Here is a 25524-nt window from a genome sequence, read left to right as displayed (position 1 = left end):
TTTTATTTACCAAAGTATTCAATGCGTTGGTTTATAACACTATTTTTGTAAATTAATTGTAAGCTTATGAATTTAATAAAGATTTATTGATGGTAGTGATTGCCTAATGTAAAATACCAGCACTTTTAGATGAGTACCCTAGAAGTAGATAAGGAAGTCTCCGCAGAAGAGACGTTTGCTATATTTATTTTATATAAGACGTAATTACATGAATTCTATTAAACTAGCTCCAAATTGGTCATTACAATTTACTAAATGTATTTTAGTACTTTGCTTACTGTTCTTAACTCAAAGCATATTTTCAATTTCTATTAAAACTGCTTTTTTGTTTTTATTACCTATGTTTTTGGTAATAACCCTTTTAAATATCCTTCACCTTCGCTTTCTCAATTGTTATAAAGCAGGAATAAACTACACACGCTTTTTGAACGAGTGCTATATCAATAGCGAAGAAATAAAATGTGTTTCATTTAAACCATTGTTTATTTGTACTGTTTTTAGGGTTGAGCTAGAAAATGGTAAGTCTGTTAATTTCTATAATTGGCGACTCACTGAACAAACGCAAGCTGATATAGCTAAGCTTTATAAAAGTAAAATATGTGATAAAGCCAATTTTTCAAATAATTCGCAATGTAATGCTTAACTGCATTATTTATGGTAATAAAAAAGGAGCAACTTATTGCTCCTTTTTTGATTTTTATGGCCTTTTATTTAGCGCTAATTAAACTTTTTTATCGCTTTAGTTTTTAGCGCTTTCATCTTTAGCTTGCGTGACTTACTAAAGCTTTGGATAGGCATTGTAACCATATGTTCTTGAGGAAGAGATGGGGTAGTTTGTGGATAAGCACCTTCCTTTGGTACTGAAATCTCTTTCAGGTGCGTTTTAAGCGCTTCTAATGTTGTGTCGTTATCAACTTCACTAGGGCAAATAAATATTCCCATTTTTCTTAGTTGTACACCAAGCTTGATACTACTTGTGTAGCGAATAATTGGAGCTCCCAAAATCAAACCGAGTAAAATAGGAGATAACCACCAAAAGAATACAGGCGTAAAGTAATACGCAACACTACCCCAAGCTATGGCCACTAAAGTTGAAAATAATGTATAACCAAATGCTTCTTTCCATGGGACCATTCGCCCTTCGCGAGGTTGAGCATCCCATTTTACTTTTTTACCTAAAAATACACATAGTACAAAATAAGCATGAAAGACCATCATTAATGGCGCAACAATAATTGCAAATACGGTCTCGATAATTGAGCCCAGTATAAGTCTAATTGAGCCACCAAAGCGTTTGTTTCTGTGGATAAGAGTAACAATTACGCCCATCAATTTAGGCATTAATAAAATAACGATCGTTAAGTAAAGTAACGAATCAATTAGATCTGTTTTAGCTATTTGCCAAGTAGGGAATAACTGATAAACACGGTTAAAGTAAACGTCACTGTTTAGCGCACGAGTAACTGCATCTATAGTGCTAAGTGCAAGCATAGAGAGCCAAATTAATGATGAGATATATGCTGTTGCACCTAATAAAAAGTGCAGTTTACTCATTAGTTTTAATTTTGATGAAGATAATAGCCCTAAGTGCTGAATATTACCTTGTACCCAACGTCTGTCACGTACAGCGTAATCTAGAATATTACTTGGTACTTCTTCATAACTACCTTCAATTTCAGATAGTAGTAGTACATCCCAACCAGCACTATGAAGTAACGATGCTTCAACAAAGTCATGACTTAAAATTTCGCCGCCAAAAGGTGCGTTACCTTCAAGTGTTGGTAAACCACAATAATTAATGAATGCTTCAACACGAATAATTGCATTGTGGCCCCAGTAGTTAGCTTTATCTGTTTGCCAAAAAGCAGAGCCAGTAGCGAGCATTGGGCTATAAAGCACCGAGGCAAACTGTAAAAAACGGCCAAAAAAGGTGTCTTGGCGCACAGGAATAGGGATTGTTTGAATTAAGCCAGCTTGTGGGTTATTAATCATGCTAGTTGTTAGTTCTAACATACATTTACCCGTCATTACGCTATCGGCATCAAGTACAATCATGTGATCGTACTGGCTACCCCAACGTTCGCAGAAGTCGGTAAGGTTACCTACTTTACGGTGTTTGTTGTCTTCGCGGCGACGATAAAATACGTGTTTGGCAGTATCACCAAGACGTTCACATAATGCATGCCAAGCACTTAACTCATTTTTAGCTATTTCTGAGTCTTGTGTGTCACTTAATAAATAAAAATCAAAATTATCAAGCTGACCAGTTTCTTTTAAAGATTGCAGGCTAACTTCAAAGCCAGCAATAACTCGGTGAGTATCTTCGTTATAAATAGGCATAACTACAGCCGTTTTTTGCTGAGCAAGGGCTGTATTATCAAACTTAATAGGTTTAATACGTTTTAATGTTAATGGGTCGATACGAAATAATTGCAGCACAAAACCAATTGTACCACTGCAAAAAGCCGTTACTATCCATGCAAAGGTAATAGAGAATAAAACCAAAAGGGCATATTCAAGCAAGGTCATACCGTTTGAGCTTAAAATCTCAAACATAATAGATATGCCGTACCCCGATGTGCCTAAGGCAGCAATGGCAAATAACCATACTCTGAGTGTTTTGAATGGCATGGGTGTGCCTTTTCCTTTATTACTTGATGTCATTTGGGTACCAAACATAACTCCATACCTCGCTAATTTCTTTGTCACGTAACTTTAACGATAAACGCATATCAACGGGTTGATCGTCCTGTGGTGCAATTTTAAAGGCTACACGCCATCCTTGTGAATTTGGAAGTTTTTGCACATTTACATCGGTTACTTCACCCGTTGTAAGTTGAATGTCTGCGTCTAGTTTTAGTTGCTCAGAAAGGTGATTTATATCTGAACCTGTAAAGTCCACGGTAAACTGACGATGACTTGGTGGCGGCGGATTATCTTCACCTGGCAATGCTGCACTGCCAATTCTGGTTCTTAGCACGCGTGCTTTTTTGTGCTGAGTTAAAAAGGCATTAAAGGTAGTCATTTTGTAGCTTAGTTTTAATGAATCCCCAGCTTTCATTGGCTTTTCAGGTACCCAGTAACTTACAATATTGTCGTTAGTTTCTGTATCAGTTGGTATTTCTACTAGCTCTACACGGCCATTTCCCCATTCGCCTTTCGGTTCAATCCATAGGCTAGGGCGGTTATGATAATGCGCTTCTGTATCAAGGTAATTATTAAACTCACGGTCACGCTGCGCTAAACCAAAACCTTTTGGATTATTGTATGAGAACGATGTAACACTTAACTGAGAAGGATTGTTAAGTGGGCGCCATACCCATTTATCATCGGCTGATTGAGTTAGTAAGCCGTCTGAGTCATGAACCTCAGGGCGGTAATCATCAAAAAACTTAGTGCTGTTTTCGCCGTGATAAAACATACTTGTTAGCGGTGCTACACCCAGCTTTTGAATATCTTTACGCGCAAAAATTTGCATATCAACATCAACAAGCATGTTTGTTGTAGGGTCTACATTAAACTTATATGCGCCAGACACTGAAGGGCTATCTAGTAGAGCAAAAATAGTAATATTAGTTTGATCTGGTTTTGGTTTAGCCAACCAAAACTCTTTAAACATCGGAAACTCTTCACCTGAGTTTTCAGCGGTATCTATTGCTAAGCCGCGAGCAGATAAACCATACACTTGGTTTGGTCCAACAACTCTAAAATACGATGCTCCCTGAAATACCATCACTTCGTCTTTATACTCGTTGGTATTTAATGGGTAATGCACACGAAAGCCCGCATGGCCTAACTGAGTGCCGGCAACACTCTTTGCTATTTCTTCTTGTAGAGGGGCTGCTGTTCCATCGTATTGGTAAAAGTCAGTGCTAAAAGGTAAGCGGCTACGGTTAGAGTCGCCATCAACAGTATTTATTGTAACTGGTGTTTTATATAAAAATCCTGGATGGAAGAGTTGCAATTCGTAAAGGCCTTCGTCTTTCCAAACTGACTTATCTTTTTTAAATCGAATTGAACGGTAGTCTTGGTAATCAATATTATTTAGCGCTTCAAGTTCAATATTTTTAGGTGGTACATATTCTTCGCTTGCGAGCTTTTTAGCGCGAGCGCTAATTACATCAAATAAGCTACTTTGCGGGATTGCTACGTCACCTGTTGCGGCTATTGCTTGGTTGCTATTGCCCCAAGTTGAAAAAATAATAAGTAGACCCAGTAATGGCGCTGACTTCTTTGGCCACTGTGGCAGTTTTTGGGTTAATTGTTTCATTCTCATTCCTTAATAAAAACACACTTATTTTTACGTATTAGGGTAAATATTGATTTTTGTTTTAGTTTGTAAATATCGGCTTACCACTTACAGCAAAATCTGAGCCCGTTTAAAAAGTTCAGCTTTTTCAATGAGTAATTAAACCTAAAAAATAAAAATTAGTTAAGTTGTGTAAAAATCACTCAAGGTTGTGTAGTTGTTACTGATTAATTACTAGAGTATTTACAGATAGTATGACCATATTACGGGGGCTTTAATGAAGCTTGTCTGAATTACATTTGTATAAAAATAAAAAAGCCGCTAAACAAAGCGGCTTTTTAGCTAACTATTTTAAGTTATTTCTTTTTAAATCTGCGAAGTACAGAAAGTGGTGCTAAAAGAAGCGTTAACCAAAGTAGTGAACCGGCATCATTGTCATCATCTGAGCGTAGGTTATTTACTTTTACAGCAACTGTTTCAGCACTTGATACATTGCCAGCACTGTCTTGCGCTTGGACTGTTAAAGTAATGCGGTTTTCAAATTCATAATCAATATCTTTGGCAACGATTAGCTGGCCTTGATTATTAATTGAAACGCTATCGTTACCTGAAACAATAAACTTAACTACAGGAGACTCGTCTGCATTTGGGTCGCTAAAATCTAGCGTGCCAATAACTGTACCTATAGGGCTATTTTCATCAATTGCAAAAACCTGATCAGGCGCTATTACAGGAGTTTGTTCTTCTGGAGTTAGTACAACTTCAGACTTAATATCGATGATTACAGGATCGTGATCTGACGCGCGGTATGCACTTTCTGAGTAAAGCGTTGATTGGTGACCTTCACTTTTATATTCAAGGTTGTAATCAAGCACAATTGGCTCATCAGCGTTAATATGCCAATCATTTGCTGCAACAACTTTACTAAGTAACGACTCGGTTGCTAAAGCGTGGTCAAGGCTACCTGCACGGCCAGAGAAGCTGTAAGAGTAGCTAAGTGTATCGCCATCCAACTCAGCCACTACGTTTTTATAACCTTTTTCGTCAAACTTACGGATTGGATCTTCCATTGCGTAAGCGTTCATATCACCAACAAGAATGATATCTTCGTCTTCTACACCGGTTGGTTTTCCATCAAGCCAGTTGCTAAATGCGGTCGCAGCTTCGGTACGAATTTCATTCCAACAGCCTTGGCCATCACCTAGGTCGTCGTTATTGTCATCGCCACAGCTACCTTTAGATTTAAGGTGCGCCACAGACACAGTAAATACTTCATCTGTTGAAAGTGATTTAAAGCTTTGCGCAATAGGGGCGCGGTTGCTGTAATCAAATGGGTAATCAGTAGTGATTGCCGCAGTGCCTACCTCTTCTACTTTATCTGCGCGGTAAATAAGGGCAGTAGTAATTGCATCGGTACCAATTTGGCTTACATTAAAGTCAACATAAGCGTAATTGTTAGCTGTATCAGCATCGTTTAGTGCATTTACTAAACTTGCAATAGCGCTAAATTCACCAAAGCCATCGTTTTCAATTTCCATTAGGCCAACAACATCTGCCTGCATGGCGCTAATAGCGCTAACAAGCTTAGCTTCTTGGCGAACAAGCTCTTCTTCTGAATCAGCACCGCGGCTAGTTGGGAAACCACCGCCTTGGCCATCACCATTAAAGTAGTTAAGCACGTTAAAGCTAGCGATTCGTAAATCGGCCTCTTCACTTTGCTCCGGCGCATCTTCACGCGCATTGGTTGCTATAAACTGCGGTGTAACCGTTGGATGAATACGGTACGTGCTAAAGCTGTATGTAACTACCCCTGTTACTGCATTTACAGTATCGCCAGTACGTAGTGTGTTTTCTGCAGATAAACCTGCAGCTGGGTAAGCCGTTGGATCTGAGTTTTGCGCTGTAGAGCCATCGTCTAATAAGATTTTTTTAGTTAGGTTAGCCGCTTCAACAGCATTTGCTGCATCACCTGGCAATGCAATTTGAGTACCTTGGTACAAACGCTCAGTGGCAAGTTCTACTTCACCATAACGACCTAAGCCGTAATTATTAGTAACAACCAATGTTTGATCTAGGCTTACGAGCATACCTTCGTAGGCTTCTAGATCAGCTTGGCTGTCTAATGGTAGGCTTATTGTAGTTGCAGAGGCGACTTCGCCAGTACCACATACTGCAATTTGTGTTACATCTGCTAGTTGTGTTGAGTCGTAGTATTCATCAACTGTACCTTGTACGCGTACGTGGTCACCTACATTTACATCGGTATCGGTAAAGTATACAAATAGACCTTCTGAGGTCATTGGGTCGCTATCTACATCTGCTGCTAATGAGGTAACAAAGAAGCCATCTAAGCCATCTTCACCTTGAAAATCAGCGGTTACAATGCCTTCAATTTCAACAACAGTATCCACTAATGGGCTTGCATCGCCTGCGCCTTGTACAGCGCTAATAAGCGTTTTATCTGCGTCACATACAAGCGGTTCTAGTGGCTCTGGCTCAGGGTCTGGCGCAGGAGCCGTACCACCATCGCCAGCATGCGAGCCTAAGCCGTCAAAGGTGTCAATATCAAACTGTTCCCATTCATCACTAGGATTAAAAGTTGCAGTTGAATTAGTTCGTCCCGTTGTGATGCTATTTCTTCTGCGCAGCGTTTTGTTGGCTGTAGCCACACCGCCTTCAGACCACTCTGAGCCTGGATCAACACCCACTTGGCCAAAGCTATCAACTACCACACCGTCTTTAGTTAAAACAAGGGCATCGTCACCGTTATAATAAGTTACTGTGCTGGTTGTATCTGCAATGTTAAGAATGGCAGTGGCGGCACTAGGATTTGAAATGATATAGGTTGTATTGGCAGCCAATGTACCTGTTAAGTCAATTGAGTTGCCAACTGAGCTGCTACCATTTGAATAGAGCCCTAAAGTATAACCTTCAAGAGAAAGTTCAGTGTCTGCATTATTATAAAGCTCAATTGCTTTATTGTTGCTGCTTCCTTCAATGTATTCAGAAATGATTAGATCGGCGGAGGCTGGTGCACTGAGACTTGCTATAACAAGTGCTAGTGGTGTTATTTTTGTTTTAAACATTTTTTATTATTCCCGTGTATTAATCCCAAAATGGGACAACCAGTGTAGAGAATATAAATGACAAAAATAATACAGAAATGTTAACGAATGTAAATGAGAAGGCGAAAGTGCCTTCTCGAAAAATGATTTACTTATTATATAGGTACAGTGCGGCTTGCTTTGCAAAATAGGTTAAAATACCGTCAGCACCAGCACGTTTAAATGCGAGTAAAGATTCCATTATGGTGGCCTCTTCTGCTAACCAACCGTTATCGATTGCAGCTTTATGCATTGCATATTCACCGCTTACCTGATATGCGAAAGTAGGTACACCAAACTCATCTTTTACACGGCGTACTACATCAAGGTATGGCATTCCTGGCTTCACCATCACCATGTCTGCGCCTTCTTGTAAGTCAAGAGCCACTTCACGTATAGCTTCGTCTGAGTTAGCAGGATCCATTTGATAGGTTTTTTTATCGGCACCTTTTAAATTACCGGCTGAACCTACAGCATCTCTAAATGGTCCGTAATAGCTAGATGCATACTTAGCTGAGTAAGCCATTATGCGAGTATGAATGTGACCATCCGCTTCAAGAGCCTCACGAATAGCGCCAATACGACCATCCATCATATCCGAAGGAGCAACTACATCTGCGCCAGCTTGCGCATGTGAAAGCGCCTGCTTAACCAAAATTTCGGTTGTTACATCGTTAATTACATAACCTTCGTCATCAATAATGCCGTCTTGCCCGTGAGTGGTAAATGGGTCAAGTGCTACATCAGTTATTACACCTAGCTCAGGGAAAGCTTCTTTTAGTGCACGCACGGTACGCTGTGCAAGCCCATCATCGTTATATGCCTCTTCAGCAAAAAGAGATTTTTTATCAGAAGGTGTAACCGGAAAAATAGCTATTGCCGGTACACCTAATTTAACAAGTTCTTTTGCTTCATCTAAAAGCAAATCAATTGATAAGCGCTCAATACCAGGCATAGACTCAATCGTTTCGCGTCGGTTTTTACCTTCAAGTACAAACACCGGAAATATTAAATCGTTAACTGTTAATTGGTTTTCAGCCATTAAGCGGCGAGAGAAATCACTACGGCGCATTCTGCGCATGCGGGTATATGGAAAAAGGTCGAGTCCTGATTGGGCCATAATCTATGCTCCTACTGTGGTATTGGAAAACTAATTACTTGGTTACGACCGTTTTGCTTGGCGTAATAAAGTGCTTTATCGGCATTATGAGTAAAAAGCTCAGGGTTGTTTATATCATCTGTAACGGCGGTGTATGTTCCCGCGCTCACGGTGACATTAATAAATGTGCCTGCTACATTTATTTGATTAGTTTCAATTGCTTTACGGATCCTATCTGCAATTTCTAGTGTGCCATCGTGAGGCGTATTTGGTAATAAAATTACAAACTCTTCCCCACCATAGCGTGCAACTTCATCAAGTGGACGCTTTAAATGTTGCTTAATGGTATCAGCAACTGCACGAATAACTTGATCGCCGGTTAAGTGCCCGTAGTTATCGTTTACACTTTTAAATCGGTCTATGTCGAGCATAATAATACTCAATGGTGTCTGCTCACGTCGAGAGCGACGAAGTTCCATAATGAGTTTTTTATCAAAAAAGCGTCGGTTTTTAACCGACGTAAGTGCATCTTCCATATTAAGCTGCTCAAGCTCGTGGTTTTTATCTTCGAGTTCACGAAGTGTTACTTGCAGCTCAAAAGTACGCTCATCAACTTGTGACTCTAGTTCCTTTTGAGTTTGTTCTTGCAACATTAAACGCTCTTTTAAAAGTGTATCTTGGGCTGCATTTTCAGCAATCAAGGTTTGTTGTGTAATTACTTGCTCATCTCGCTCTAAAATAAATAACTTCATTACTGAGTAACACAAACAAAAAGTACTACTAAAAAAGCAAACAAATACAAATCCTAAGCTACTTCTACTAAGCGGGTACAATCCAAAAACAGCAATAATGAGATAAATCAGAACAAGTAAAAAGAGTGCCAGTGCAACTATCAGCGCTTGTATAGGTTTTGATGGTGTATTGCGCATGCATATTATTGTTGTAATTAGGTAATAGCAAACAACAATAGGTGTGGCGATTAAGCAATAAATAGTTAGTAAAGCGTTAGGCAAAGCCCAAATAAAGAGTAAAGTAACAGCAAATATGCTGGTTACTATGCTTTGCCCTGTAATTAATTTAGATGTTTTTGTTTGGCATAATTGTTTTTGTAGTGGTAAAAAAATTAGCGTTGTGAGCATTAATAATACTGGGATCATAAACTGCTGTGCAGCAGGTAAATTAGGATGAAAGTAGCGAACCCCAAAGCCACATAAATACGCAAGTAGTACGCCTAGAGTGAGGGTTATTACACCAGCGTAAGCAAAGTATAATTTGCGTGAAAAGCCGTATAAAACTAAGCAGCTCATAGCAAGCGAAAATAAAAAGCCAATAAGTAACCCAAAAACTAAATTAAGTTTTGTTTTATGGATTAGATATGCGTCTTGCTGCCAAAGCGTAATAGGCACGCGTAGCCCCGCAGCATTATTTACTTTAATAACTACAGTACTCACACTATTTGCAGGTAACGTTAGCTTTGCCAGCAGAGATTCACTTTTTAATGTTCGCTTAGCAAACGCAAACGAATCGCCAAGTTGGGTATGGGATAGCAATTTTGAGTCATAAAAATGATAAACCTGAACTTCGTTTAAAAGTGGGTTATCAAGAGATAACAAAGGGCTGGTCTTTACTGACAAAGTATTTTTAACCGTAAAGGATAGCCATACAGGGCGCTGCTCAAAACCTAAGTTTAAAGGCTTATGAGCTATTTTCTGCCAATCACCACTATTCTTTTTATAGGCATTTTGTGGTGAGGTAGGTGAAAACGAATAACTTAATGTATCCACTTTTATTGATTTAAAGTTTTTTGTTATGACGGGGTTGGCGAAAGAGCAAAAGGCACAAAGGAGCATTAATAGGCTTAAAAATGCCTTTGCGCACGTCATTAACGATTCTCTAAACCAAAAATGCGGTAAAAGTTTTTTGTCGTTTGATTTGCAACTATGCTTTCATCAATTTGATAAAGCTGAGCAATTGTTTGGCAAATATAAGGCAGTAACGCAGGTTCATTTTTGCGTGATTTCGGTTTTGGTTTGACGGTTCGTGGAATCAAAAAAGGTGAATCTGTTTCTATTAGTAATCGTTCCAAAGGGATACTTGGTACTAGCTGTTGCAACTCTTGACCACGTCTTTCATCACATACCCAGCCAGTTATGCCAATATACAAACCTAACTCTAAATAGCTTTTTAGTGCTTGCGCATTACCCGTAAAGCAATGAAGTACACCCCGCACGTTATATTCTCGCAGAATACTCAGCATATCATCACTTGCATCGCGTTCATGCAAATATACTGGTAAATCTAGCTTTTCAGCCAAGGCGAGTTGGCGCTTAAAAACATTACGCTGTACATCTCGAGGTGAAAAATCACGATTATAATCTAGGCCACATTCACCAATCGCTATAACTTGCTTGTTGTTTGCAAGCATAGTTAATTGCTCTTCTAATTCATTTGTAGCTAATTTAGCGTCGTGTGGATGAATGCCTGCCGTTGCGTATTGATGGTGCTTTATAGCAAGCTCAAGTGATTGCTTACTGCTTACTAGATCACAACCTATAACAAGCATTTTTTTAACGCCCGCAGCATTAGCGCGGGCAATTACGTCATCATGAACTTGAGCAAATTGATGATTAGTTAAATTAACGCCTGCATCAATTAAATTATCGATCATTACTGAGTGCGCTTCACACGAATAGAGCGGTTTTGCCCATCTTTGCGCAATAGGAATGAATTAAATACTCCACGACTAATAACAACAGTGTCAGACTTTTTTAGTTTAAGGCTATCTGAACCAATTTGACGCCACTCTTGGCTATTATCAAGGCTAATAATAAGTTCGCCATATGGTGCTTTTTTTACTGATGATACGAGAGCTGTAATATTTTCATCTTTATCTTTGGTAATTTCTTTATGCTCTAATCCAAAGTCATCGCCTTTAGCTGCTGGAGCAGAGGCTGTTACCGCAGCAACGGGAGCGCTTACGTTAGGCGTTATATTAGCGACTGGCTTTGGCGGCGTCAGTGTTTTTTTCTCGCTTGGTTTTGTTAGCGGTTTGCCTGCAACTGTGTTGTCGTAGCAAAGTAAGCGATTAAAATCATTTTCAATAAAGCTGCATGCTTGTAATGCTTGAACGTTAATTTCTTGCGCTGTAACGGTAGGAGCGCTTAGTAAAACCAGTAGTGAGAGTAGTTGTTTTTTCATTTTATTCCTCAGATTCCTGTTGTTCTTTAGCGCTATAAAATCTCGCTAAAATTAAACCTAGCTCAAATAAAAGCAGCATAGGAAATGCTAATAATGTTTGTGATAGCACATCCGGTGGCGTTAAAAACATAGCCACTACAAATACGCCAACCACAATATATGGGCGCTTTTCTTTTAAACTTTGTGTAGTTGTTGCACCACTCCAACATAGCAGCATTATGGCTACGGGAATTTCAAACGCCACACCAAAAGCAAAAAACAGCTTAAGTACAAACCCTAAGTAGCTACTAATATCCGGCGCTAGGGTCATCATTTGTGGCCCTACACTGGTAAAAAAACCCAATATAATAGGCAGCACTACAAAGTAACAAAAGGCAATCCCACCATAAAACAATAAAATGCTTGAAGCCAAAATTGGCATTAGCATGCGTTTTTCATGTTGGTATAAACCAGGCGCTATAAACCCCCAAATTTGGTGCAATATCCACGGAATAGCGCCAAATAAAGCAATAAACAGCGTTAATTTAAAGGGTGCAAAAAAGGGGGCTGTGACATCTGTGGCAATCATAGTCGCTGTACTTGGTAAGTGTGCCACTAAAGGTGCTGCTACAAACTCATATATATCATTAGCAAAATACACTAAGCCAATAAATATTACGAAAATGCTTAAAAGCGCTTTAATAAGCCGATCGCGAAGCTCAATTAAGTGAGCCACAAACCCTGATTTAGCTTGCTCAGTCATTATTTTTTATACCATGTAATAAGTTGACCACAAATAGAGGAATTAATTTCACTTTTTTTCATCAGGTTGTTCGTTAGCTGGTGTGCTTGAGGGGGTTTTATAGCTATGGGTAACCGACTGAGCTGCCTTTTGCAGCTCGTCAACCGACTGCTGTAGCTCTGGGCTTAAATCTTTGAGTTCTTGTTGCTCTGCTTTTTTAAGGTTTTCGTGCAGCTCATGAATACGTAGCTCTTCACTTACTTCTGCCTTGACCGAATTAGCCATCGACTTTACCGTTTTTACCCAGCGCATTACCGTACGAATAGCTACCGGTAAACGCTCAGGGCCAAGAACAACTAAGCCTACGATAAAAACTATAACAAGCTCCCACATTCCCATACTCGTTAAACCTTAGTATCGTCTTTGGTTTTTTCAGTACTTTGCGTATCTGTTGGGGTGGCTTTTTGAGATTCTTGGATCTGCTCTGTTTTTTCGCTGTCCGAATCTTTATTTTGATCATCAGACATTGCTTTTTTAAAGCCTTTTACTGCGCCGCCTAAGTCTCCGCCCATACCGCGTAGTTTTTTAGTGCCAAAAAGAAGTACGATAATTGCTAAAACAATTAATAATTGCCAAATGCTAATGCCACCAAGACCCATGGTTATCTCCAACTTATAAATGCTTAAATGTTTATTTTAAGTACTAATTATACGCCCTGTGGCATAAATAGCACTTAGTTTATGTGTTGCGCCACGCCGCTATAAAACTAATTGCCGAAGCTGCTATTACCACACCCGACGCGATGTAGTCGTGCTGCAGATAACATAGCGCTGAAACAATAAGTGTAGCGCTACCAAAAAGGCTAAGCACTAATGCTTTATGTGACACTTTATTAGGCTGTGAATACTGTGCTTGCGGACTACGCTTTAAATTTTGATAAATTAAATCAGGTAGTTCTGGCATTTTTTCAGCCCAAAATGGCAGGTTAGCATACATTTGTTTCATTACTGATAACGGGCCAACTTGCTGTTTTACCCATTCTTCTAAAAATGGTTTAGCTGTTTTCCATAAGTCGAGCTGTGGATATAACTGACGGCCTAGTCCTTCAACATAAAGTAATGTTTTTTGCAGTAATACCAGTTGCGGCTGTACCTGCATATTAAAACGTCTTGCTGTATTGAATAAATTAACCAGTACATGGCCAAATGAAATTTCAGCCAGTGGCTTATTAAATATAGGTTCGCATACGGTACGTATTGCAAATTCAAACTCTTCGATGCTGGTATCGGGTGGTACCCAGCCAGAGTCAACATGAAGCTGTGCAACTTGACGGTAATCGCGATTAAAAAAGGCAATAAAGTTTTCTGCTAAGTAGCGTTTATCTTCTTTATTAAGTGTGCCAACAATACCGCAATCTATGCCAATATACATCGGGTTTTCTGGATGCTCGCGGGAGACAAAAATATTGCCCGGGTGCATATCGGCATGAAAAAAGCTGTCTCTGAATACTTGTGTAAAAAACACTTCAACACCACGCTCCGCCAATAATTTCATGTTGGTATTCTGCGCCATGAGTGAGCCGGTATCTGATACTGGAATACCGTAAATACGTTCCATTACAAGCACATTACTACGGCTATAGTCACTGTAAACAGCGGGAATATATAATGATTCTGAGCCTTCAAAGTTTCGCTTTAATTGAATACCATTGGCCCCTTCACGCATTAAATCGAGTTCATCTAGTAGTGTTTTTTTGTATTCTTTTACTACTTCTACGGGGCGAAGACGCTTAGCTTCGTTAAGCACCTTGGCCAGCACTTTAGCGAGCTTTTCCATTAGCGCTAAATCAGCATTAATTTGTTCGTGAATGTTTGGCCTAATTACTTTTATTACTACGTCTTGCTCAATGTTTTGAGCATCAATCAATTTTGCTGTATGCACTTGCGCAATAGAAGCTGATGCCAATGGCGTTTGCGAAAACTCACTAAATAGCTCGTTTATATCGTTAATTTCGAGTGATTTTTCTATTATTTGTTGTGCAAGTTCACCTTCAAATGGCTCAACTTGGTCTTGTAAAAAGGCAAGCTCTAATGCGATGTCGTGTGGGAGTAAATCTCGGCGGGTTGAGAGCATTTGGCCAAACTTGATCCACACAGGGCCGAGCTCTTGCAATGCTAAACGTAACCGCAGTCCTGTAGGTTTTTCTTTGTGCTGATTACGCAGCCAAAACAAACTACCACGCGCTACTTTACCAAACCAAGGTATCTTATGTTTTGGAATTAGTTCGTCTAGCCCATAGCTAAGTAATGTTTTGGTGATGTTATACAAACGTGCAGTCGACACAAAAAATCCTTAGCGAGGTTTCGAAGATGAAAAAGAGTTTAATAAAGCATTTATACGTTGCTCAACAGCAGCAACTTGACCTTTAAGTTCTCTATTTTTTTGTTTAAATTGCTCAAGCTCTAACGGATGAATGGTTATCGCGAGCTCATCTTGGAACAAGCTGCTAAACATACTACTTATTTTTAAGTGAGCTTTAGCGCCTTGATGTTTTAGCATCGTTAGATTTTGAAATAACAGTTGAGCAGGAGCATCACCAATATAGCCTGAGAGTTGCTCAGGCCAATCAATATCTAGGCTTGAAAATGCATTACTATATGTCTGTGCAATGTTTAAGTCGCCTTGTAAGTCGAGCTTATCTTGACGAATTAATTGGGTTAGCATTGCCGGGTTTTTAAGTGCTAGCAGTGTATTTATATCGGCGCTTATCATGCAATCTGCATTTTCGTTATTTAGTGCGCTGTATAAATGCAATTGCTCATCACTGTAAATTAGCTGAATACTTTGCTGCCAGTCTCTTACTTCAACTACTAAGCGCTGATGCTTAACTGCGCTTAGCTTTTGTGACAATTGCGGATCAAGTTCAAGTGCTTGATTTAGTACTCGCTCAATAAGCGATAATACAAAATTAGGTAACATAAAAAATTCAGCGGGTGTTACGCCACTATTATTGTTAGCTGTATTATCAAGCGCCATAAATGCCTGCCTTAATATTTAAAACCACGGTGTAGAGCAACAATTCCGCCAGTAAGATTTTGATATGTTGTTTGCTCAAAGCCGGCATCTTCCATCATCGCTTTTAAAGTATCTTGATCTGGATGCATACGAATGGATTCTGCTAAGTATTTGTACGATTCGCTATCGTTAGCAACTACTTTGCCCATGGTTGGTAATAAATTAAACGAGTAAAAGTCGTAAGCTTTGCTAAGTAGCTCATGCTCAGGTTTTGAAAACTCTAAAACAAGTAAGCGACCACCTGGCTTTAAAATACGGTACATAGAGCGTAGTGCTTTGTCTTTATCGGTTACATTACGTAACCCAAAGGCAATGGTGATCACATCAAAGCTATTATCTGGGAATGGTAGCATCTCGGCGTTCATTTGAACGTAATCAATATTGCCTACTAAGCCAAGGTTATGCAGTTTTTCGCGGCCAACTTTAAGCATAGATGAGTTAATGTCGCCCAATACCACTTGACCAGTTTCGCCAACCAATTGACTAAATTTTGCCGTTAAATCGCCAGTACCACCGGCTAAATCAAGAACGTGGTGACCTTTTCGAACACCTGAACTTGCAATGGTTTGACGCTTCCATAAACGATGCACACCAAAAGACATTAAATCATTCATTACATCGTATTTTGCAGCAACTGAGTGAAATACATCAGCAACCATCGAAGCTTTGTCGTTCTCGGCTACGGTTTTATATCCAAAATGCGTGGTCTTTTGTTCGGTTTCGTTCATGATTAATCTCTATCGTGACAATAGAGGTTAGTGTACTTGATTGTACGCGGTAGGTGCAATTTGAATATGATTTATCAGGTAATTTATTGTCCAGCGGTGTAGCTGCTTAACCCTAAAGAGCGAGCTTTAAATGCCGCATGAGAGGCTTTTTTTGCTAACTTATTAAAATCATCTTCGTGTTGATGCTGAGCAATTCCTAATGATAGGTCAATACTAGGCAATTTAACTCCAGTTTTTGAGCTGACAAAGCGAAGTTTTTCCACACCATTACGTACCTTTTCAGCAATGACATTCGCTGTTTCAGGGTCAATATTAGCAAGTAAAACAGTAAATTGATCTTTAGCTGTGCGCCCAGGTAATCCACTTTGAAAAACATATTTTTGCACTTGCTTTGCGACCTTGTTCAATATTACCTCACCAATAATGTCTCCATAATTATGTGTAAAGTGATCAAGGTTATCTATTTGAATTGCTATGGCACAAATAGACTTTTGTTGATTGCTCCAAATTTGGGCTTGCTGCGTTAAATAATGGCGCTTATAGAGCCCTGTTTGGGTATCGACTATATGTTGCTTTCTAAGTTGGGTTAGTTGTTTTTGTGTTCTTTGATGCAGCTGTTTAGCTTTACTTAATTCTTGTTTAAATAGCTTATGCTGATTTAACAGTTCTGCTGTTTGGTTGTTGAGCACTTTAAGCGCTTGGCGGCTTTGCTCTATATTCTTTTCGTCAAGTGTATGCACGCATTCACTTACTTGACCCGCAAAACGGATTATTTGTTTTTCTGTATTTTGCGCATTATTTGAAAGCGAGTTTATAACACCATCCACATTTTGAATCATGCTCACTTGCGTTGTATGGCCTGTATTTAAAAACTCGCTATAGAGCTGTTCTATTAAAACACTATCAATATTATCATTTGCAGAAATTGCACGGTCTAAAGCGGTATTAAGCTTGTTATTTACTTGGCTAGTATAAGTGTAAATAACTTGATAGTTCAGCGGTGTAGGAGGAAGCGAAAAGCGCTCTAAAAAAATACACACTTTAGTCATTTTTTCTTGAGCAATAGCCATGGAATCATGGAACATCATTATTTAATACCAACTAAGTACGCATAAGTGCAAATTTGAAATATCTCATTCCATGAGGCGGTTATGCGTCCCAGCTTTTTATTGTTTTTTACTACAGTAATCGTTATATCGGCTATTTAAAAGCAAAAATGAGGGTTAGGGAACATAAATTTAACTTTAACGGCTCAATAGCTGTTTTTCTCATCAATTAAGCTTGTTTTTACATATTTTAACGTATTAAACCTTGTTATTAGTAAGGTTAATGCGATTAGGGCGTGTTGATCGCCCCTAGGAAGAACCCGAAGGGCAGCGCATGTTTAGCATTTATGCTGCGTTATCGCCTATTTATGTGGAATAACCACACTTCATAGGCTCTGCCTTGCCTAAAAACCAAACATACTGCTGTAAATTCAACCATCAAAGATCAACACGCCCTAAGCTTATCTCATTTACTTGCTATTTATTTACCCTACGATAGCTTAAAGCAATCTGTTGTATTACGAAGCTAAATTATAATGAATTATTTATTCCCCAAAACATTTCGTCAGTCTCTTTTTAGTATGGCTGTTTTATGTTCATTAAGTGCATGTCAAATAACAACGCCAAATGCAAATGAGCAATTTTCTAAAGTTGCACAATCTATTGTTCAATATAGAGAAAGTACAAGCCCTTATGGTAGCCCTCAAGGTGTTGATGGTTATTTGTTAGCTAACTTGTCGCCTGAATATTTAGAGCAAGAATATAAAAATAAAATACAACTCTTAGCTGATTTAGATGCAGTTGATATCGCTAAATTGAGTGATGAAAATCAGATTAACTTTAGTATTATTCGTGCACAGGTACAAAACAGTGTTGATGAATATGTATTTCATGCGCACTACATGCCGCTTACTTCTGAATATGGCTTTCATTCTGGATTATCTTACATGGTAAATAGCTCTCAATATAAAAAAGAGCAAGATTTAGAGGTATATCTAGCACGTTTGTCACAAGTTCCACGATTTTTTGAGCAAAATATTTATTGGATGAAAAAAGGCCTTGAAACAGGGCTCACTCAGCCAAAGGCGGTACTTAAAGGTTACGAAGATTCTATAACAACTTATATTGTTGACGATGTAACTAAGTCAGAATTCTATAAACCATTTTTAACTAATACTGCAGGTTTGAGTGATAGCGACTTTTATGCTGTTCAGCAACAAGCTAAGGCAGTTTTAAAAAATAAAGTTATCCCTGCTTATAAAGATTATTTAACGTTCTTCACCCAGCAATACCAACCTGGGGCTCGTACAAGTATTGGTATTTCAGATACGCCTAATGGCGAGGCATTTTATAAAAATAGAGCTAAATACTACACCACCACGGATATGACACCTAAAGAGATCCACGAGTTAGGCTTAAAGGAGGTGGCTCGTATTCGTAGTGAAATGGAAACGGTCATAGCAGAGGTGGGGTTTGAGGGCACGTTTGCTGAATTTGTTCATTTTTTACGAACCGATCCACAATTTTATGCAACAACACCAGAGCAGCTTTTAAAGGAAGCGGCTTATATAGCAAAAAAAATGGATGCGCAGCTACCTAAGTTATTTCATACATTACCGCGTATGCCTTATGGTGTAGCGCCGGTGCCTGCAGCTATAGCGCCAAAATACACAACGGGGCGCTATTCAGGCTCAAGCCGTGACGATCAGGCTGGCTTTTATTGGGTAAACACGTACGCGCTTGATAAAAGGCCGCTTTATGTTTTAGAAGCGCTTACGTTACATGAGGCTGTACCTGGGCATCATTTACAAATATCACTAAATGCTGAGCTTGAAGATTTACCGAGCTATCGTCGAAATGCGTACCTTTCTGCCTTTGGTGAAGGGTGGGGGCTTTATTCTGAATACTTAGGAATAGAAGCTGGCTTTTATCAAGACCCATATAGCCGCTTTGGACGTTTAACGTATGAAATGTGGCGAGCTGCTCGCTTAGTGGTTGATACTGGCATGCATATGTATGGCTGGACTCGTGAGCGTGCTATGAACTTTATGAGCGAGAACACGGCGCTTTCACTTCATAATGTAAAAACCGAAACCGACCGTTATATATCGTGGCCTGCGCAGGCACTTTCATACAAAATTGGTGAGCTAACAATTAAACGTTTACGCACTGAAGCCGAGCAAGCACTAGGGCAAAACTTTGATATACGTGAGTTCCATCATCAAGTATTGCGACATGGCTCTGTGCCATTATCGGTGCTAGAAACACAGGTTCGTTTATACATTAAAAATGAGCTAGAAAAATCGCAAAATTAACGCTCAAGGCGTATAAACCTTGAACAAATAAAGGTGTTGTGTCATTTTGGCGCAACACCTTTTTTATTTTTTAAAACAGCCATCAAGGGGCCTTGGATGAGCAATTTTATAATTTTTAGCATTGATGTATTTGCGAGTATTTTTATTGTCGCACTTGGGTTAATTGTTCTTACTGTTATTATTTTTTATTTTCGTGATATTACACAAACAAAACATGCAATTAGGCGTAACTACCCGGTTATTGGCCGCTTTAGGTATTTTTTTGAACGCCAAGGTGAATTTTTTAGGCAATACTTTTTTGCCCAAGACAGAGAAGAAATGCCATTTAACCGCGCAGAGCGAAGTTGGGTTTATCGTGCGGCAAAAGATGTAGATCGCACAGCGGCATTTGGTTCAACGCAAAGTCTGGAAGTAACTGGTACGGTCATGTTTATGAACTGTGCTTTTCCTACTTTAGATGAAGAAGCACTCGACCCAAGTAATGTTACCCTTGGGCCGCATTGCAAAACACCTTACACCACAAATTCATTATTTAATGTGTCAGGTATGAGCTTTGGTGCACTTTCAAAACCGGCGGTACGTGCTTTATCAAAAGGGGCAAAGCTTGCTGGATGTTGGATGAACACGGGTGAAGGGGGCTTGAGCCCTTACCATTTAGAAGGTGGGGCCGATTTGGTATTTCAAATTGGGACAGCAAAATATGGCGTGCGTGATGAGCATGGAAACTTAAGTACCGATAAGCTAAAAGAAATTGCAGCTCATGATCAAGTTAAAATGTTTGAGCTTAAAATGAGCCAAGGTGCAAAGCCAGGTAAAGGGGGCATGCTACCTGGGCGCAAAGTAAATGCTGAAATAGCAAAAATTAGAGGAATACCCGAGGGGCAAGATTCAATTAGTCCAAATGGTCACCCTGAAATTAAAAAGCCTAGCGATATTTTAGATATGATTGCCACGGTACGAAACGTGACAGGTAAGCCGACTGGCTTTAAAGCCGTAATTGGTGATTACACTTGGCTTGAAACACTCTTTGCTGAAATAAATCATCGTGGTATGGAGTCAGCTCCTGATTTTATTACTATTGATAGTGCCGATGGTGGCACGGGCGCTGCGCCACAGCCGCTATTAGATTCGGTTGGTTTGCCACTGCGCGAAAGCTTACCGCTTGTAGTTAATATGCTTGAAAAGCATGGTCTTAGAGAGCGTATTAAAGTTATTGCATCGGGTAAACTTATTGTTCCTTCAAAAGTGGCGTGGGCACTTGCGCTTGGCGCCGATTTTGTTGTGTCTGCTCGCGGACATATGTTTGCACTAGGGTGCATTCAGGCAATGCAATGTAATAAAGATACCTGCCCAACGGGAATTACCACTCATAATGAACGATTGCAAAAGGGCTTAAATGTTGCAGATAAAGCGCAGCGGGTTGCTAACTATAATAGGTATATTCATTATGGCGCTGGATTAATTGCTCACTCATGTGGTGTAACAAGTGCACGCGAATTAGGGCGTAAACATGTGCGAATAGTGCAAGAGAGCGGGCTTTCTGAGCCGTTAGATAAAATTTATGAGAACTATCAATAAAAAACATCATTAAGCACTATCAACAAAAGCTTGAATTAAAAGGCGCAAAAGTGCCTTTTAATTCAGTTGGCTTATTAACAAGCTAAAAAAAGCATCTTTAGTATCGCAACTGCAGGCGTTAATAATAAGTTGCTCACCCAGAGCAAGAGTTTGCTTTTGTACGTCAAGGCGTGTGTTCTCATCGCTAATGCTATCAATATCAACTACATGTGCTAACCCTATGGTGCGTCTAATAAGCTCAGCGCCACAGTAACCAATGGCATCTTGCAATGCGTTTTTTATAAAGTATTGCCCATAAGCGTCGCTATTAAGTGTCTCATCTACTGTTTTGGTATTGATTAAATTAAGCCAGTGCTGTTCAAACAAAGTGTAGGTTTCGACAATACAGCTAAGTAAATGTGTTTGATAGTTACGACGAGTAACAAACTCTTCTATATGCCCTGCTTGTGCGCAGTAGTTTAGTAGTAAGTTGCCAATAAAAGAGCCAATATCAAATCCTATAGGGCCAAAAAAGCCAAACTCAGGGTCAATCATCTTAGTTGTGTTTGTATCAACAAAAATACTGCCGCTGTGCATGTCGCCGTGTAGTAATGTTTGTGGGTTAGATAAAAAATTAGCTTTTAATTTGGCTATTTCTAACTTAAGTACTGGGTTATCGCGAAGAGCTTTCACTTGCGGGGCTAGCTGCGCAGGAAAGTTATTGCGCTCGTGATCTATGTACGGATCGCAAAAAAATAAATCTTCGGTTATTTGGCAAAGCTCAGGGTTAGTGAATTGCTTAACTAATGCTTTTTTGTGTTGAGCGGCTAAGTAAAAATCTGAGTTGTAAAAACCTGTGTGGCTTAAGTAAGTAGCCACATGCTGGGCTAATTTAGGGAATTGCTGCGCGTTATTTTGTGCAGAGCGCAATATTTGTAAGCTGCCTAAATCTTCTAAAATAGTGAGTGCATAGTCATGATTGTAATGCAGCACTTTTGCCGTGTATTTGGGGCAAATAGCACCATGATTAAGTAATACTTGCGCTTCAATGCGGGCTCTATCAAGCGTTAATGGCCACGACTCACCCACGCAGCGGGCATAAGGTAGTGCCTGCTTTAAAATAATGCTGTTGTTTTGCTCATCACTAACTCTAAAAACTAAATTAAGGTTGCCGTCACCAAACTCATACGCAGATAAGTTTTGCCCTGCGATAAAAAAATCACATTGCTTAGAATCAATTAACGAATTTACGTATTCGATTGCGCGCTGCGCATTAAAAGCGACATAGTTAGCCATGGTCAAATCTCACATTACATTTTCAGGCATTCTATACCTTTAAATGTTTAGATGTCTACAAGTCTAACTTGAGAGTTATTCAAACTGATGTAAAATACCTTTACGCATTTAAATTAAGCAAAGTCACCATGCAAAACTTAGTAGCAAGCAGTTTAAAATATGAAAACGGTACATTGAGTGTGCTAAACCAATATTTACTCCCGCATCAGCAAGTGTGGTACGAGTGCAACAGTGTTGAAGCCATGAAAGAGCTGATTATCAGCCTAAAAATTCGTGGTGCGCCCTTAATTGGTTTAGGTGCTAGTTTACTCGTTGCTCATTTAGCAGAGCAAGGCACTACAAAAGCGGCACTTGGTGATGCAATTAATGAACTGGAAGCCACACGGCCAACGGCGGTTAATTTAATGCATTGTATGGCGGCACTACGTAAAGCTTTAACACAAAGCGATTATGTTACCGGTATTGTTACCACTGCTGAGCAGTTGTTTTTAGAAGATATAGCGCTGTGCGAGCGAATGGCAAACCGTGGCGCTGAACTAATAAATAGCGGCGACAACATATTAACCCATTGTAATACTGGGGCGCTTGCAACCGCGGGTATTGGTACGGCACTGGGTGTTATTTATAAAGCGCAGCAAAAACATGGCAACGTACATGTATGGGTTGATGAAACCCGTCCATTATTACAAGGCGGGCGTTTAACTGCGTTTGAGCTTGAGCGCTGGAAAGTACCTTACACACTCATTTGCGATAATATGGCGGCAAGTTTAATGGCTGCAGGCAAGGTAGATAAAATAGTAGTTGGGGCTGATCGTATTGCCGCTAATGGCGACTTTGCTAATAAAGTGGGAACGTATAATTTAGCTGTGTTAGCGCATTTTCATAATATTCCTTTTTATGTTGTAGCCCCCGTGACCACACTTGATACACACACCATTTGCGGAAGTGATATAGAAATAGAGCAGCGAAATAGCGCAGAAGTACGTGGTGTAAGTGGCAGTTTTGGTGAAGCGTTATGGGCGCCAACTAATGCCAATGTTTACAACCCCGCGTTTGATGTAACACCTGCAGAATTGGTAACAGGTTGGGTATTAGATACCGGTGTTTACGATAACAGTGATGTAGAAAGTGGGGCATTAGCGGCGCTTAAATAGTTTTAAATACCGCTCCACTTTCCCCTTTGTGGAGCGTATTACCTTACCTATGGAAGCAACGGAAATTGCTTCGCAATCTCAGATTCAGTGCTTTTTGCAACCCAGCCCTCGGTGTTATTAAATAGTCTAATAGCGGTAAATTCTGGGTCGCTACCCATATCAAACCAATGCGGGGTAAGGGTTGGTACTGAGATCAAATCGCCTTTTTGGCATAACACGTGGTAAATTTTAGTGCCAATATGTAGACAAAATAATCCTTGGCCTTTTACAAAAAAGCGTACTTCGTCTTCACTGTGAGTGTGCTCAAATAAAAACTTTTCACGCATTTGTGGCGCTGCTGAGTTCCCTTTAGCAAGCGAAATAACATCTACAGTTTGGTAACCGTTTTGTTCTTTTAAGCGTGCTATATCATTTTTATACGCATCAATGATCTGCTCATTTGTAGTGCTTTCGTTAATTTGAGCATTTGCTTGCCACTGCTCAAAGCGCACATTTACTAAAGCTAATTGCGCTGCAATTTCATCTGCATTTTCTGTACTGGTAAGTACATTTTTAGGGTTGTTGTCAGCATAAATTGTTAATTGGCTCATATAAATTGCTCTAATTTAACATTAGTAAAATCATGCACATAAGGATGCTCGCTTTGCGCTTGTCCATCACGTATTAAATGAAGTGTTTTAAGGCCTGCAGCTTTTGCGGCATCTAGTTCTGCGGCTACATCACTTAAAAATAATACTTCGCTTGCATCAAATGGCAGCTGTTCAATAATGGTGTTATATGCTGCTTGCTCTTGCTTTGCGCCTACTTTTGTATCAAAAAAGTCGTTAAAAAGAGCGCGAATATCACCGTAGTCGCTGTATTTAAATAGTAACTGCTGCGCTCTAACTGATCCTGACGAGTACACATAAAGCGCAATATTTTTTGCATGTTGAGCTTGTAAAAAGTCGAATGCATCTGGGTATAAGTGACCTTTAAAATCACCATGTTCGTAACCAGTTTGCCAAATAAGCCCCTGTAATTGCTTTAAAGGCGTTATTTTTTTATCTTCTTCAATCCAAGTGAGTAAAACGCTAATGACTCGCTCTAAATCGGCGTTGGGCTCATCAATAATCGTTTTTACAGCCGCTATTTGCTCTGCAACATGGGCTTTTTTAGCGTTTAATCGTAAAAAGGTGGCCAATTGCTTTGCTGCATACGGAAATAGCACGTCTTTTACAAAAGAGATGCGTGTAATGGTGCCTTCAATGTCGGTTAAAATTGCTTTTATCATTATAGGTTTGCCTCAATGCCTTCTATTTTTATGCGCTCTAGTTCACAGCTAAATAAAAACTCTAGGCCTTCTAAGTGGCGAAGTGCTTCTTTGTAATTGCGCCCAACTACGTACACGCCATGCCCACGTATTAATACAGCATGCTCAATAGGGGTATGTAGGTGATGATCGCTTAACAGCAAACCTAAGCGCTCTATATCTTGGTCGTTTTCAAAAATAGGAATGCTTAGGGTATCTAAGTGTGAGGTAACACCACTGAGCGACTTTTGCATTTCGTAACCTGATAAATTTAACGTATGGCTTTTTATAACTCGCGATAATACGGTTGCTGCAACCGAGTGCGTATGCAGCACTACGTTAGCGTGCGGTATAAGTTTGTACATACCTAAATGCAGTTGCGTTTCGGCCGATGGGTTGCCAGCACCTTTAATGCGGTTTCCTTCATGGTCAAGCTCAATGAAGGTGTGTGTACCCAGTTGGCCTTTATCAAAGCCGCTAGCGGTAACTACAAACCCTGATGCAGTGCGCGATGAAAAATTGCCACCAGTTGCAGGTACCCAGCCTTTTTGGCTTACCCACTTTCCAGCTTCAATAAGTTGTGAAATAGCGGTATTGTTTTGCATACGTTCCTCACTAATGAGCATTAAGCTTGTTATTTTAGACGGCTATACTTCTGTTTTAAGCAATGATAGCATCGCTTTGAGCGCAAAAC

Annotated in this window: 22 protein-coding genes; 4 read left to right on the top strand and 18 right to left on the bottom strand. The window is 39.7% G+C overall.

Going from position 1 to position 25524, the window contains the following annotated elements:
- Positions 1 to 208: 208 nt before the first annotated feature.
- The gene (locus ATS74_RS10125; protein WP_058548790.1) at positions 209 to 643 is read left to right on the top strand and encodes a hypothetical protein; all 435 of its coding nucleotides are present in this window, start codon (positions 209 to 211) and stop codon (positions 641 to 643) included.
- A gap of 74 nt (positions 644 to 717) precedes the next feature.
- Here the strand turns inward: ATS74_RS10125 and mdoH are convergent, their stop codons facing one another.
- The 14 genes from mdoH to ATS74_RS10055 form a co-directional block, all read right to left on the bottom strand.
- A complete protein-coding gene (gene mdoH, locus ATS74_RS10120) occupies positions 718 to 2679 on the bottom strand; it encodes a glucans biosynthesis glucosyltransferase MdoH (protein ID WP_058548789.1) in 1962 nt (653 codons plus the stop codon).
- Positions 2651 to 4270: a glucan biosynthesis protein gene (locus ATS74_RS10115; protein WP_058548788.1), complete on the bottom strand. Its 1620-nt coding sequence runs from the start codon at positions 4268 to 4270 to the stop codon at positions 2651 to 2653. The genes mdoH and ATS74_RS10115 overlap by 29 nt, the downstream gene beginning before the upstream one ends.
- Positions 4271 to 4605: 335 nt before the next feature.
- Positions 4606 to 7335: an ExeM/NucH family extracellular endonuclease gene (locus ATS74_RS10110; RefSeq protein WP_058548787.1), complete on the bottom strand. Its 2730-nt coding sequence runs from the start codon at positions 7333 to 7335 to the stop codon at positions 4606 to 4608.
- A gap of 127 nt (positions 7336 to 7462) precedes the next feature.
- Complete coding sequence (hemB, locus tag ATS74_RS10105) at positions 7463 to 8473, bottom strand: porphobilinogen synthase (RefSeq protein ID WP_058548786.1); 1011 nt, start codon at positions 8471 to 8473, stop codon at positions 7463 to 7465.
- A gap of 11 nt (positions 8474 to 8484) precedes the next feature.
- The gene (locus ATS74_RS10100) at positions 8485 to 10335 is read right to left on the bottom strand and encodes a sensor domain-containing diguanylate cyclase (protein ID WP_058548785.1); all 1851 of its coding nucleotides are present in this window, start codon (positions 10333 to 10335) and stop codon (positions 8485 to 8487) included.
- Entirely contained in the window at positions 10335 to 11120 is a 786-nt protein-coding gene (locus ATS74_RS10095; protein ID WP_058548784.1) for a TatD family hydrolase, read from the bottom strand. Before ATS74_RS10095 ends, ATS74_RS10100 begins: the two co-directional genes overlap by 1 nt.
- Positions 11120 to 11650: a hypothetical protein gene (locus ATS74_RS10090; protein WP_058548783.1), complete on the bottom strand. Its 531-nt coding sequence runs from the start codon at positions 11648 to 11650 to the stop codon at positions 11120 to 11122. The genes ATS74_RS10095 and ATS74_RS10090 overlap by 1 nt, the downstream gene beginning before the upstream one ends.
- A gap of 1 nt (position 11651) precedes the next feature.
- A complete protein-coding gene (gene tatC / locus ATS74_RS10085; RefSeq protein ID WP_058548782.1) occupies positions 11652 to 12392 on the bottom strand; it encodes a twin-arginine translocase subunit TatC in 741 nt (246 codons plus the stop codon).
- Positions 12393 to 12440: 48 nt separating this feature from the next.
- On the bottom strand, positions 12441 to 12764 hold the full coding sequence (gene tatB / locus ATS74_RS10080) for a Sec-independent protein translocase protein TatB (RefSeq protein WP_227006904.1): 324 nt from the start codon (positions 12762 to 12764) through the stop codon (positions 12441 to 12443).
- A gap of 11 nt (positions 12765 to 12775) precedes the next feature.
- On the bottom strand, positions 12776 to 13030 hold the full coding sequence (gene tatA, locus ATS74_RS10075; protein ID WP_058548780.1) for a Sec-independent protein translocase subunit TatA: 255 nt from the start codon (positions 13028 to 13030) through the stop codon (positions 12776 to 12778).
- Between the two features lie 79 nt (positions 13031 to 13109).
- Positions 13110 to 14714, bottom strand: coding sequence for a ubiquinone biosynthesis regulatory protein kinase UbiB (ubiB, locus tag ATS74_RS10070; RefSeq protein ID WP_058548779.1), 1605 nt, complete (start codon positions 14712 to 14714; stop codon positions 13110 to 13112).
- Positions 14715 to 14723: 9 nt separating this feature from the next.
- The gene (locus ATS74_RS10065) at positions 14724 to 15407 is read right to left on the bottom strand and encodes a ubiquinone biosynthesis accessory factor UbiJ (RefSeq protein WP_058548778.1); all 684 of its coding nucleotides are present in this window, start codon (positions 15405 to 15407) and stop codon (positions 14724 to 14726) included.
- Between the two features lie 11 nt (positions 15408 to 15418).
- On the bottom strand, positions 15419 to 16174 hold the full coding sequence (gene ubiE / locus ATS74_RS10060) for a bifunctional demethylmenaquinone methyltransferase/2-methoxy-6-polyprenyl-1,4-benzoquinol methylase UbiE (protein ID WP_058548777.1): 756 nt from the start codon (positions 16172 to 16174) through the stop codon (positions 15419 to 15421).
- Positions 16175 to 16257: 83 nt separating this feature from the next.
- The gene (locus tag ATS74_RS10055; RefSeq protein WP_058548776.1) at positions 16258 to 17244 is read right to left on the bottom strand and encodes a GGDEF domain-containing protein; all 987 of its coding nucleotides are present in this window, start codon (positions 17242 to 17244) and stop codon (positions 16258 to 16260) included.
- A gap of 512 nt (positions 17245 to 17756) precedes the next feature.
- Between ATS74_RS10055 and ATS74_RS10050 the strand changes: the two genes are divergently transcribed.
- The gene (locus tag ATS74_RS10050) at positions 17757 to 19535 is read left to right on the top strand and encodes a DUF885 domain-containing protein (protein WP_058548775.1); all 1779 of its coding nucleotides are present in this window, start codon (positions 17757 to 17759) and stop codon (positions 19533 to 19535) included.
- Between the two features lie 96 nt (positions 19536 to 19631).
- The gene (locus ATS74_RS10045) at positions 19632 to 21113 is read left to right on the top strand and encodes an FMN-binding glutamate synthase family protein (protein ID WP_058548774.1); all 1482 of its coding nucleotides are present in this window, start codon (positions 19632 to 19634) and stop codon (positions 21111 to 21113) included.
- A 57-nt stretch (positions 21114 to 21170) separates the two neighbouring features.
- Here ATS74_RS10045 and mtnK read toward each other — a convergent pair whose 3' ends face one another.
- Entirely contained in the window at positions 21171 to 22388 is a 1218-nt protein-coding gene (mtnK, locus tag ATS74_RS10040) for an S-methyl-5-thioribose kinase (protein ID WP_058548773.1), read from the bottom strand.
- Positions 22389 to 22516: 128 nt separating this feature from the next.
- On the opposite strand from mtnK, the gene mtnA reads away from it, so the two are divergent.
- Positions 22517 to 23542: an S-methyl-5-thioribose-1-phosphate isomerase gene (mtnA, locus tag ATS74_RS10035; RefSeq protein WP_058548772.1), complete on the top strand. Its 1026-nt coding sequence runs from the start codon at positions 22517 to 22519 to the stop codon at positions 23540 to 23542.
- Positions 23543 to 23589: 47 nt separating this feature from the next.
- Here mtnA and ATS74_RS10030 read toward each other — a convergent pair whose 3' ends face one another.
- The 3 genes from ATS74_RS10030 to ATS74_RS10020 are packed head-to-tail and all read right to left on the bottom strand — an operon-like array spanning position 23590 to position 25435.
- Complete coding sequence (locus tag ATS74_RS10030; protein ID WP_058548771.1) at positions 23590 to 24132, bottom strand: 1,2-dihydroxy-3-keto-5-methylthiopentene dioxygenase; 543 nt, start codon at positions 24130 to 24132, stop codon at positions 23590 to 23592.
- Positions 24129 to 24812, bottom strand: coding sequence for an acireductone synthase (gene mtnC / locus ATS74_RS10025; protein WP_058548770.1), 684 nt, complete (start codon positions 24810 to 24812; stop codon positions 24129 to 24131). The genes ATS74_RS10030 and mtnC overlap by 4 nt, the downstream gene beginning before the upstream one ends.
- Entirely contained in the window at positions 24812 to 25435 is a 624-nt protein-coding gene (locus tag ATS74_RS10020) for a methylthioribulose 1-phosphate dehydratase (RefSeq protein ID WP_058548769.1), read from the bottom strand. The genes mtnC and ATS74_RS10020 overlap by 1 nt, the downstream gene beginning before the upstream one ends.
- Between the last annotated feature and the right edge of the window lie 89 nt (positions 25436 to 25524).

Origin of the sequence: Pseudoalteromonas sp. H103 (assembly GCF_001469205.1) — a bacterium.
Classification (GTDB): Bacteria; Pseudomonadota; Gammaproteobacteria; order Enterobacterales; family Alteromonadaceae; genus Pseudoalteromonas; species Pseudoalteromonas carrageenovora.
This window is presented reverse-complemented; position numbering and strand designations above follow the sequence as displayed.